The 12,095-nt window shown below is 39.5% G+C and carries 10 protein-coding genes; 1 reads left to right on the top strand and 9 read right to left on the bottom strand.

Going from position 1 to position 12,095, the window contains the following annotated elements; all coding sequences use genetic code 11:
• Positions 1-24: 24 nt before the first annotated feature.
• The 7 genes from BUF11_RS02235 to BUF11_RS02200 all read right to left on the bottom strand — a co-directional run bounded on the left by BUF11_RS02235 (position 25) and on the right by BUF11_RS02200 (position 8,344).
• Positions 25-228: a hypothetical protein gene (locus BUF11_RS02235; RefSeq protein ID WP_242952295.1), complete on the bottom strand. Its 204-nt coding sequence runs from the start codon at positions 226-228 to the stop codon at positions 25-27.
• 246 nt (positions 229-474) lie between these two features.
• Positions 475-1,398: a helix-turn-helix domain-containing protein gene (locus tag BUF11_RS02230; RefSeq protein WP_073587163.1), complete on the bottom strand. Its 924-nt coding sequence runs from the start codon at positions 1,396-1,398 to the stop codon at positions 475-477.
• A 309-nt stretch (positions 1,399-1,707) separates the two neighbouring features.
• The gene (locus BUF11_RS02225; RefSeq protein ID WP_073587162.1) at positions 1,708-3,207 is read right to left on the bottom strand and encodes a DUF4097 family beta strand repeat-containing protein; all 1,500 of its coding nucleotides are present in this window, start codon (positions 3,205-3,207) and stop codon (positions 1,708-1,710) included.
• On the bottom strand, positions 3,204-3,524 hold the full coding sequence (locus BUF11_RS02220) for a PadR family transcriptional regulator (protein ID WP_073587161.1): 321 nt from the start codon (positions 3,522-3,524) through the stop codon (positions 3,204-3,206). Before BUF11_RS02220 ends, BUF11_RS02225 begins: the two co-directional genes overlap by 4 nt.
• 601 nt (positions 3,525-4,125) lie before the next feature.
• The gene (locus BUF11_RS02210; protein WP_073587159.1) at positions 4,126-5,859 is read right to left on the bottom strand and encodes an ABC transporter ATP-binding protein; all 1,734 of its coding nucleotides are present in this window, start codon (positions 5,857-5,859) and stop codon (positions 4,126-4,128) included.
• Positions 5,856-7,652 (bottom strand): ABC transporter ATP-binding protein, encoded by a 1,797-nt coding sequence (locus BUF11_RS02205; protein WP_073587158.1) that lies wholly within the window; start codon positions 7,650-7,652, stop codon positions 5,856-5,858. The genes BUF11_RS02210 and BUF11_RS02205 overlap by 4 nt, the downstream gene beginning before the upstream one ends.
• Before the next feature lie 80 nt (positions 7,653-7,732).
• Entirely contained in the window at positions 7,733-8,344 is a 612-nt protein-coding gene (locus BUF11_RS02200) for a TetR/AcrR family transcriptional regulator (RefSeq protein ID WP_073587157.1), read from the bottom strand.
• 222 nt (positions 8,345-8,566) lie between these two features.
• Here BUF11_RS02200 and BUF11_RS02195 point away from each other — a divergent pair, with 222 nt between their 5' ends.
• Complete coding sequence (locus BUF11_RS02195) at positions 8,567-9,865, top strand: alpha-amylase family glycosyl hydrolase (protein WP_073587156.1); 1,299 nt, start codon at positions 8,567-8,569, stop codon at positions 9,863-9,865.
• 15 nt (positions 9,866-9,880) lie between these two features.
• Here BUF11_RS02195 and BUF11_RS02190 read toward each other — a convergent pair whose 3' ends face one another.
• Both BUF11_RS02190 and BUF11_RS02185 read right to left on the bottom strand, forming a co-directional pair.
• Positions 9,881-10,741, bottom strand: coding sequence for a hypothetical protein (locus tag BUF11_RS02190; protein ID WP_073587155.1), 861 nt, complete (start codon positions 10,739-10,741; stop codon positions 9,881-9,883).
• A gap of 202 nt (positions 10,742-10,943) precedes the next feature.
• Positions 10,944-12,062, bottom strand: a complete 1,119-nt coding sequence (locus BUF11_RS02185) for a 5-methyltetrahydropteroyltriglutamate--homocysteine S-methyltransferase (RefSeq protein ID WP_073587154.1) — start codon at positions 12,060-12,062, stop codon at positions 10,944-10,946.
• Positions 12,063-12,095: the final 33 nt, after the last annotated feature.

The following is a 12,095-nucleotide window of genomic DNA, read 5'->3' as shown; positions in this document are numbered from 1 at the left end:
AACAGCTTTACAGGTAAAGCGTATTTAACGCTCGTCTATGGAATAGTAGACAATCCTTAGATAGTCTTTGGAGTTTGGAATGTCAAGTGAGAGCGGCAGTCTGCCCCGATTTTCGTGGTACCTGTTTTGCAGTCCCCGTTGAATATCGTATTTCTTGTTGATGTCTTCCTTTCTCCCGTCCGGTTGGATGATATTTACAGCATCTTTACAACTGTTTACAACTTGCAAGAATCCTTCCATGTTGAGGATGTTAAGTTTAATCATTACTTTTCTCTCCTTTTCGCAAACATATATTTTGGTCAAACTCGTAATTATTTTCCTGATACCAGCGCTGTAAGCCGACTGAATACCCGAAATGACATCTTCAAATACAAAAAGCAGCCACCTGTTAAAGATGACTGCCAGCTTTGTTTATTGATTGCACAATCAACTTTATAAATGTCATTATAGTGCAATCGTTTTTTAAAAAATATATTATTTCTGCCTGTTTATATCACTATCCTGCCATTTGCTGCGATACTCCATAGGGGTACACCCCATACAGTCGCGGAATGTCTTTCCAAAATAACTGCTGCTTCCCAACCCGCAGGCGTTGCAGATATAGGTAAGTGATTCGTTGCTTTCCGCCAACAAGTGACAGGCTTTCTGTATACGGTAGCTTTTCAGGTATTCCACAGGGGTCATACGCAAACTGTCATGAAATACACGGAAACATTCACGCTCACTGATATAAGCGGCGGCAGCTATTTCCGCTATTGTGATCTTATCCGCATAATGTTCATGGATATAAATCAGCATGAGCTTTATTTTATCGCTGGTTTTGTTGTAAGAACCCTTCACGCTCCATAGCGGTTCGGAAATATTCAAGATCCCGCACCATATTTCCGAAAGTGCAGCTCTTAACTTGATTTCATAAGCGCAATCCATTTTAGAATATTGAAAGGATTGATAGAGCAGTCGTAGTAGCTGTGCCTGTTCCGGGTTTTCCGGGTACAATCCAATCATTTCTACCTGTCCGGCAGTAACAAGAGGGAGTACGTATTTCCGCTCGATAAGGCTCCCTTGTTGGCCGCTGATGAAAGCAGTATCAAATATATGGAGTATTTGCGTTGTATCCTCGGCTCCGTCCTGCAGTTTTGTCATATGGAGCACATTCGAGTTGACAAGGCCGCCGGAACCAGCCGGAAAAATCATTTTCCCTTTAGGCGTGTAGTATTCCAGCACACCTTGTTTGATATAGAATAACTCGACTTCTTTATGCCAATGCCACGGCGCTTGACGGCCTATGAATTTATCGAGTTCAACATAAGAAGCAATATAGGGAAAATCCGGTGTAATGCCTGGCAATAATTCTTCCTTGCTTCCGTTTTTGTATTGTACGCTTTCTATATTTCTCATGGTTTTCTACCCCAACTGTGCTTTGAAAGGTTCCATTCTCATTGTATAAGAATACTTTGATAATCTGCCTTGTATGCCTCATACATCACTTATATATTCTGCTTATACGACTACCCTTTATTATATTTCATTCACCTTACATGCACAATAAGATTATTCAGAAAGTCTTTTCTTATAAAGTTTCCTGTGCTGGCAGCTTTGCTCCTGCCTGCGATTATTGGTATAAGCGAAAAACCCCCATAACTTTCCTTCATCCACTGTCTGAAAGAGAGTTATAGGGGTTTTTACTTCCTGACAAATATTGCTTTATTAATCATACAGGCGGATATCACCGCTTACAGTGCTTAAACTAAGTTCACTCCCCTTGCCGCCATAGGAATATGTCCCGGTCTTCAGATTTCTATGGTGCATTGCATCATAATCAATATCAAACTTACCGGAGGTGGTTTTGGACTTGATACAATATCCGTTGTTATGGTTTTTCAAATGAACTCTGATATCTCCGCTTATATTGCCGGACTCAAGTATAAGGTCACCATTGCATTTCACTTCAATATCTCCGCTTTTTGAGCTTATATAGCACCGATTTACATTCACTCCCAGTGATACGCTGCCGCTAATACTGCTAACTCTTAAGTCTTCACCGGTCACATGTGGAATTTCTATATCACCGCTTAGGCTGCTGATATCCGCATGATTCATGGCAAATTCATTGATTTCGACATCACCGCTTGTACTGCTGATTTTGCATTCACTTGTTTTAATATTTTCGCACTCCAAATCACCGCTTAAAGAGCTATTGTCTATTATGTCGGCGGTTATATTTCTTGCCTCGATATCACCGCTTGCGCTTTTCAATGAAAGAAATTTCGCTGTAACATCTTCTGCCTTTAAGTCCCCGCTTGCTGTACCAGCCAGCATACGTTCTACAGTCACATCAGACACCTGAATGCTGCCGCTTGCCGTTTTCAGGTTAACATCACCCATATCTTCCGGCACTTCTATGTTTATATTAATCGAACTCTGTTTATAGTTAAATAAAAATACGGCTTTTCCAATCCTGCGGATTCCTGCATAAACGGTATTTCCTTTCTGGTAGCTGTAAAACTCATACATCTGCCATTGCCGTTCATTCCCATTGTTTTCATATCGGATATTTATTTTCCCATCGGTGGATTTTTGTACGTTGATATCCGCACATATGCCGTCTACAATTAAGTTTAATCCTGCATATGTATTTGCTGTGATCTCCTTATCACTTTTTTCTTCGTCTGCCTTCGTGGAATTATCATAACTTTTTGTTACATTTTCCCTGTAACCTTCCCCGTTCCGCTTACCTGCATCTGCCGTGCCGGTTCCCTGGTCCTTCAGATAATTATAGGTAAAATTACTAATGGAAGAAGTCACCTGATCCAATGTGCTTTTTACTGTGCGCCCGATTTCATTTACATCAATTTTACTGATGGCATCCCCTGCCATGTCCAAAGCACTATTGATTGCCTCACCAATCTTTTCACCATCTATATGATGAATATTAAAATCTTCTTCGTGAGATTTATTTTTCCCGGCATTCTGGTTCGTATCCTTTGTTTTTTTATCATCTTTCCTCTCGCCGCTATAGACTTCTCTGATTTCCTTCGCCAAATCATCGATTGCTCCCAGCTCTTCGCAGATTTGTTCTTCACTTTTCCCGTATTCCATACCAACCTGAAAGTGCTCTTCGTAATCTGATACGATTTCTTCCATTACACTTTCATCTGTATCCTTTAATGCTTCTTTTAATGCATTTAAGTATTCCGTCTTATTCATGCATCCATCCTCCTATCTATAATATCCTGTACGACTTTTACAAAATCCTGCCACTCTTTTTTCTGGACTGTCTGATGAAGCTTTCCTTTTTCCGTCAGATGATAGTATTTTCTGGCGGGGCCCTCTCCTGACTCCACCAAATAGGTTTCTACAAGAGCATCATCTTTCAAACGCTTTAAAATCAGATAAAGAGTCCCTGTAGAAATTACCATCTGCCTCGATATTGCTTCCGTCAACTCATATCCATATTGATCTGCTTCTGCTAACTTTGAAAGCACACATAATTCCAGCGCGCCTTTTTTGAATTGTGCATTCATATGCCAACTCCTTTCTGTATATCTGATATGTACTTCTGCTATTAAAATCACATTCCGAATTTCTATTGCATTACATGCTATATATTATCACCAACTATTATTTAATGCAATATAGTAATTAAAATTTTTTTTAATATTTGCAAAGAATGCTATAAGCTACTGCACAAAAAAGGCTGTCTCAGTCTTGAAACAGCCTCTTCGTCTATATCAGGTATATGCCGGTTTTTAAATTTACAGAGTTAAATCATTCTTGTTTCTTTAATAGGAATATTACCCCAAGTATCAGGGAAACAACAGATAAACCTATTGTCACCGCGCTGTTGAAAGGATCTACATCCAAAACGGTTCCCAGCGTAGCAGTTGATAGTACAAAAAGGGTCAAACAGATTTTATCAGTCGAATACAGTATACAAGAAATCAATAAAAACACTGCTCCAACAATACGATTTGAAGAATTAGTATTCATGTATATCCCCCATTAGTTGCTATTATAGTTACTATCTTCTTTCCAAATGTACGCTCCATTGTCATTATAAGTATACAAATTTTCCCTTGCCTTTTTAGGCCAATGTTCTAATTGTGTGCTATGCCGGAGCTGTAATCAACCTAACTTCCAGCCTATTGATTTGCTTCTCATATTAACAAAATCAGCGTAAATGCCGCCTTCTTTCATTAGTTGTTCGTGATTCCCTCTCTGAAGAATATTCCCTCCTGAAAGCACAAGAATCTGGCTGGCACTGCGTACCGTTTTCAGTCGGTGGGCTATCATGATAATTGTTTTATCCTTTGTCAGCTCTGCTATAGCATCCTGCAGGTGCTTTTCATTTTCAGGGTCTACATTGGCAGTCGCTTCATCCAGAATAATAATGGGTGCATCCTTTAATATGGCACGGGCTATGGATATTCTTTGCTTTTCCCCTCCTGATATAGTTGCCCCGGCTTCCCCGATAACAGTTTGATAACCATCCGGCAGATTTTCAATAAATTCATGACAGCAGGCTTTTTTTGCCGCTTCTATGACCTGTTCTCTTGTGGCATCCGGCTTTCCGAATTTGATATTGTTTTCTATGGTATCGTGAAACAGGTATACATTCTGAAATACCATGCTGATATTGTTTAAAAGACTGTCTAAGGTATATTCCTTTACATTCCGTCCGCCTATTGTGATAGAACCGGAATTAACATCCCAGAATCTGGATATCAAGCTGCATATGGTTGTTTTTCCTCCTCCGGAAGGTCCTACAATGGCCGTTGTTGTCTTCTCCGGAATTGTAAAGCTCACATCATCTATGATTTTCCTGTCATCATAGGAAAAAGTAACATGCTCTGCCCGAATATCATGATTCTTTGGCTCCACCTTAACACCATTGACATCCATTACCGGCGTATCAAAGATTTCCGCAATATGGTCCACGGATTGATCGACAACGCGAAGCAGGGCTGAATACATTCCGGCAGATTCCAATTGGCCATATACAATAAAAGAAGATATAATCATTAAGAGTGCATTAATCAGACTCATGCTTCCATTCAGGCAAAACACGACGGACAGCGTTATCATAAGAAGTGCAAATAATTTAAACACCACCGTCTGTCCGCACATAAATGGGATAAACTTTTTTTCCAAAGTATAGCAAATATCATTCGCCTCATCAATCTTACGGTCAACCTTCTTATTTGCCTGTTTCCCAAGATTATAGGATTTTACAACCGTAATCCCCTGCACATATTCCAAAACAGCATCCACAAGAGCAATATCTGCTATGGTTTTCTTCGGAGAAATCTTAATGGATACCTTCTGCATCTGGTGATTCAAAAGCAGAAAGGCCAGGATTCCAAGTACTGCCGTAATTCCTATACGGACATCAAATACCAGTAAAAGAATGGATATTACAGTTGTAGTCAGCATTCCCTGCAAATACATCAGGATAACACGGGTTGCTATATCCTGAAGATTTTCGCAGGTATTGGTAGTGATGGAAGCAATATGCCCCAGATTGTTATTGTTAAAATACCCCATGGGCATATATTTCATCCGTTCACCGATCTCCACGCGTTTATCCGCACACATGGTATAGCCGGCAATGGTCTGCTGCATGGTAGTTACCTTTCTGGTCCACGCGCAGCCGGCAATACTTACCAGCATAATGAGAAGACTGGTCCATATAACTGACGGTGACATAGTATCCTTGATAACTGCTTTCAAAACAACTGCAATAGCCACAATCCGGCTGGCTTCAAAGATAGAGTGAAGCAGTGAAAAAATAAGTGAGACATAGAACCGCTTTTTTTGCTTTCCTGAAAAATCGAAGAACTTTTTAAATATTTTTATCATTCTAACCTCTTTCCTGAATATTCAGTCTTTGATTGAATATTCGATAATTGGCACTCCCCCTCTGAATCCTTTGCTTCCATATGTGCATTCCACATATCCCGGTACAGTCTGCAGGAATCAAGCAGCTGTTCATGCTTGCCCTGGGCTTCAATTGTACCTTGATTCACTACCACAATCTTATCAGAATCCGTTATAGTAGAGAGTCTGTGGGCAATTACCAGCAAGGTTTTTCCCTGTACCAGCTTTGCTACTGCGCTTTGGATTACTGCTTCATTTTCAGGATCTGTATAGGCCGTCGCTTCATCCAGAATTATAACAGGTGCATTCTTTAGCATAGCTCTTGCAATGGCAATTCTCTGCCGCTCTCCGCCTGATAGATGTCCTCCGGCTCCCCCTGCTACTGTCTCATATCCGTTTTCCAGCTTCATAATAAATTCATGGCATCCGCTTTGCTTTGCAGCCTCCTCTACCTCTTTATCCGTTGCAGCCATATTTCCCATACGGATGTTATTCCGGACGGTATCATTAAAGAGATAATTGTCCTGGGATACATAGGCAATCATAGTGTTGAGCTGTTCTAACGGAATATTTCTGATATCTGTCTTTCCGATAAAAACAGTTCCTTCCGGCACTTCCCACAAGGAAGCTATCAGCTTTGCAATGGTTGATTTGCCGCCTCCTGACGGTCCGACAAAAGCAGTTACAGAATCTTCCTGAAGCAGCAGGTTTACATTGTGCAGTACTGTCTTATCCTTATAAGCAAAGGATAGATTTTTCAGTTCTATATCATAACTGTTTAATTTAACCGGCATTTCCGGACGAATCAGGTCATCCTCGGTTAATATAGAGGTAATGTCATTTACAACCGTAGTTATCTTTCCCAAATCATCGGAATAGGACATGACAGTAATTAAAGGAGTCATAATTCCCAAAGAAAGGATAATTATCAGAACAAAAGTCTCCGCAGTCAGGCTTCCTTTCATGTAAAAGTAGGAGCCCAGTGGGAGGACACCCACTAGAACAGCAGGAAATACTGACATTGCAGCCGAAAAATATGGCAGGGTCCCCCTCATCCAGTTTATTGCCGAACCGGATGCCTCCTTGGCAGCATCCGTAAACTTTTTATAAGAGGCCGCACTTTGGTTAAATGCCTTTATAACCTCAATTCCATTAATATACTCAACGGCTGTTGCATTCAAATGCTTATTGGAATCTACATAATGCTTGAATTTCACCTCGTAATCCTTCATCATGAACATGTAACAGAACAGCCCAATCGGCACCGTTATAAGTGAAATCAATGCCATTCGCCAATCAACTGCAAAAAGATATATAATAATGCAGACAGGCCCCAGCAGATTGGCAGTCATCTCCGGAAGAACATGCGCCAATGTTGTCTCAATACTGTCAACCTTTTCGACAATGATATTCTTCACCGTTCCGGATGGCGTATCCATCAGATACCCCATCGGCAGCTTAACAAGCTTGGCAGCAAGACGCTTTCTCACCTCTGCTATTACTGCAAATGTCGACCGGTGGGATAAAGATGTGGATATCCCATGAAACAGGTAACGAAGCACCCATAAAGCCGCACATATTCCTATCCAGAAATAATAATAATTCAGTTCCCTGTTATTATTCAGCAGTCCTATAATGATTTTTGTAATTCCGTAATACGGTGCAATTCCGCAAAATACCCCGGCTATTGCAAAAACCACTGAATAAATATAGTTGGTTTTATAGGGCTTTGCCCATTCCATCAGCCAGGATAACGTACTTTTTTTCTTGTCCATCCTCTTATCCCTCCATGTTATGTATAATACATTAGCTTATATGTAATTGGTTAGTAGTAACTAACCAGCAAATAAAAAAATTACCCTTCAAATAATTTCATCCAGCCTGCCGTATAAAATAAGCCAAGCTTATGGACATATTTTGCAGCCTGCTCATAGGGCATATCATGCTCAAATATTTCAATAAGCCCTTTAAACAGCATACTAGCCAGATTATGGCTGAGCTGGTCATCAATTTCTGCCGTCATAAATCCATTTGCCTCCATCAGGTCAAGAAATTGTCTGGTAGCTGCTACTTCAATCACTATAAACTGCTCCAAATAAAACTCGTATTTTGTCCCCGATGAACGGCAAAATACCAGCTTAAACTCATCATAGTACCGGTACATATAGTCAACCATAGTTTGTAATTCAGTAGAAGAAATATCACCAATATGGTCAAATTGGGCTTTAGGGTCTTGTTCCATATAATCTTTATGGCATCTTGTGTAAAAATCAAAGAGTTCCTTTGCAGACTTAGAGACAATAGCATCAAATAAATCTTCTTTACCGCTAAAGTAACCATAAAAGGCTCCAAGAGTAAGCCCTAAATTCTTGCATATCTGCCGTAAAGAAGTCTCCTTATAGCCTTTTACCAGGAATTCTTTTTTCCCTTCCTCTAAAAATTTTTCCTTTGTAAATATCTCAACCATGTTTTAAGGCCTCTCTTTTCTTTGATATGTTAGAATATTCCAAAGCATGTTCTTTATAAAGTATAATATAGCAGTGATATATATCACTGCTATATTATACTTTTATCCCATAAACGTCAACTCTGCTAATGATTATATTTATCAATATCTATTGACATTGCATTTTTAACATACTATCATGAACATATTCAAAAAGAAAAAATTATTTTACGAGGTGGCTGTATGTGGGCATATGACAGTGTATTTTATCAGATTTATCCGCTGGGTTTTTGTGGAGCACCATCACAAAATGATGGCATTACCGTAAACCGCATCCTTAAAGTGGCGGATTGGATTGGGCAAATTCGAAATACCGGTGCAAATGCTGTCTACTTTTGCCCTGTATTCTCCTCCGATTCCCATGGCTATGACACCAGGGATTTTCAGCAAATTGACTGCCGTCTTGGTGAAAACGCAGATTTTGCCAGTGTCTGCAAAGAACTTCACGCAGCAGGTATCCGTATTGTATTAGATGGCGTATTCAACCATGTCGGACGTGGTTTCTGGGCATTTCAAGATGTACTTAATAACCGTGAGAGTTCTCCCTATTGCGGATGGTTTGCCGGACTTAACCTTAACAGTGATAACGGATATCATGACGGTCTCTCCTATGAAGGCTGGGAAGGGCATTATGAGCTGGTAAAGTTAAACCTTAGCAATAAAGAAGTAGTACAGCATATATTTACAAGTATTAAAGGCTGGGTGAAGGAGTTTGACATAGACGGCTTAAGACTGGATGTTGCTTACAGCCTCCCCCATGATTTTCTTAAACGTCTGCATATATTCTGCAATACGCTGAAACCGGATTTCTACCTGTTAGGCGAGATGCTGCATGGCGATTACAGTCAGCTGATGAATGATGAAATGTTACATAGCGTTACCAATTACCAGGTCTATAAAGGAATGTGGTCAAGCTTTAACGACATGAACATGTTTGAGATAAATTACACACTGGAACAGCACTTCTGCCAGAAATATATAGGATGCCATCCCTTTAATTTTGTTGACAACCATGATGTTAGCCGTATAGCCAGTATCCTTTCTAATCCTAAGCATCTTCCGCTGATTTATGCTTTGCTCTTTGCCATTCCGGGAAGCCCCTGCATTTACTATGGCAGTGAATGGGGTGCCACCGGTCGTAAGGAAGAAGGAGATAATACCCTTCGCCCTTGTTTTAATACTTCGGTAAACAATGACCTGACAGCTTTTATTGCAAAATGTGCTGCCCTTTTTAAGCAGGAAAAAGCCCTTCGCTACGGCACTTTTAAGAAATTACTGCTTACTAACCGGCAATATATCTTTGAGCGTGCCTATGAAGGAGAGCGTATCATAATAGCAATCAATGCCGAGGGCATACCATTTACCGCCCATTTTAACCCTGATACCGGCAATGCCATGGATTTATTAAACGAAAGGGAGGAAAGCTTTCATAATGAAATCAGCCTTCCTCCCTATAGTGCAGCTTATTGGAAAATTGTATAAAGTTATCCTTTGTTCTTATTTCTTTATAATATAGTATATTGCTTTTTTATATTCCATGCTTTGGTTAATCCCATTTGGAAGCTGGCAGGTTATGCTATCCTCAATTAACATCTTTCCGCCTTCCACTTTAATGCTTTCCAGCAGAACTTTATGAATATTAACGGATGTTGGATATGTAACAACTATTAATGACAGCTGCGGATTTATTGCATTCTTTAATAATTGCAGCCTGTCATATTTTCTCTTATCCGCTTTATTTATATAGTAATTAGAAACACTTTCAAAATCCGACTCTCTCGTGTGTTTCCGGTATTCTAACATAACTAATGGCACTTTATTATCTTTGTGCAAAACAATAGCATCCACATCCCCTGGCCAAGGATAATCCGTCTTTGATAAGGTAGTCTCCAAATTACTGGTACTTAAAAACAGTCCCTTTTCTCCTATTCTCATTTTACCGCCGGATAGCTCACAAATTCTAGATTTAATATTAGTCAAATCTACCCTTTCGTTAATCCAATTACCATTGGCACAATGCAAATCAAAAAGAATAGAATCATCATCACCCCAATTTTGAGTATCATCAAATAACATATAGTGTAAATCAAACCCATGTCCTGATGCAAAATTGTACAAGTCCAGAAAATCACCATCATTATCTTTCAAATAATTATAAATGTTCAATTTAGGTGGCATCTCATCTTTGTCCAGTAATCTTTTCACCCATATTTCATTCTGAACCGCATATGTTTTCCAATTAATAAAAAAATCAAAAGAAATTCCAGAGCTTAACCAATTTTCCGGCGAACCTGAATAAGGATGATATTGTGCTGGGATTGTTCTGTTATTCGCTTTTGTTAAAATAGGTCTTTTCATTAGTTAATATTATCTCCTTTATAAGATATACTTCCCTAAACTTTATTTGAAAGCATTTTCACAAAATCTTACACTATCCGATTTTCCGCTAAAGATATAAACTTATTCTACCATAAACTGTATTATACTGCAAACACTGGCAGAATCAGAAAAAACCAATGCAAATGATTGACTTTGCATTGGTTCTTTCTGATTCCAACCTCTATTTCCATACCTCTTTGGCTATTTCCTGAATGAGCTTCAATTTTGCCCACTGCTCTTCTTCCGTCAGTTTGTTTCCTTCTTCCGTAGATGCAAATCCGCACTGCGGGCTAAGACATAAGCGTTCCAGCGGAATGTATTTCGCAGCTTCGTTAATACGTCTGATGATATCCTCTTTCTTCTCCAGCACAGGTGATTTTGTTGTAATAAGTCCTAACACAACCTTCTTATCTTTGCCCACGTATTTAAGAGGTTCAAAATCACCGGAACGTTCATCATCAAATTCCAGATAAAAGGCACTTACATTTTCTTTTTCAAAAAGATCTTTTGCTACCCTGTCATATCCTCCCTGGCAAGCCCATGTGGAATGGAAATTCCCACGGCAGATATGCGTATTAATTACAAGATCTTCCGGCTTACCTTCAATAGCAAGATTATTGATATGAATCAATTTCTCAATCGTCTGCTGTAAACCTGCTTCATCCGTTCCTAAGATAAAGCAGGCATTGGGGTCAACGCACACGCCCCATGTACAATCATCAAACTGGATGTTTTTACAGCCCGCTTCATATAAATCCTTAATTATTTTTTTGTAACCCGCCGCAATATCCTGAATCAGCTCTTCTTCATTCGGATAAATGGCTTTGGTGCTCTCAAGGTTATCCGGTATGATCATCTGAAAGAGGAACTGTGCCGGAGCAGGTATGGTCTGACGTGCAACAGTATTCTCCTCTTCGAATTGTTTTACAAACTTAAAATGTTCTACAAAAGGATGGCTGTCAAGAGATATTTTTCCGGTAAGAAATGTATCATCAATCAATGCCGGCTCTCCATGAAACAGAATTCCGTGCTTTGTCTTTTCATGTCCCACACCGTTAAAGGCCCACATAAAATCAAGATGCCAGGAACTTCTTCTGAATTCTCCATCTGTAATAGCTATAAGTCCTGCTGCCTTCTGCTTTGCAATTAAGTCTGTAATTGCTCTATCTTCTACCGCTTTTAGTTCTTCTCTGCTGATTTTTCCTTCCGCATATTCACTTCTTGCCTGTTTTAAATAATCAGGCCTTAAAAAACTTCCAACAATGTCATATTTAAAAGGTGCATTCTTATTCTCACTCATTTTAACTCCTTTCGCGAATATTAAATCTTTGAT

The organism is Anaerocolumna xylanovorans DSM 12503, from assembly GCF_900143645.1.
Taxonomy (GTDB): Bacteria; Bacillota; Clostridia; order Lachnospirales; family Lachnospiraceae; genus Anaerocolumna; species Anaerocolumna xylanovorans.
Note: the sequence above shows the minus strand (reverse complement) of the source record. Positions and strands in the feature narration are given on the sequence as shown.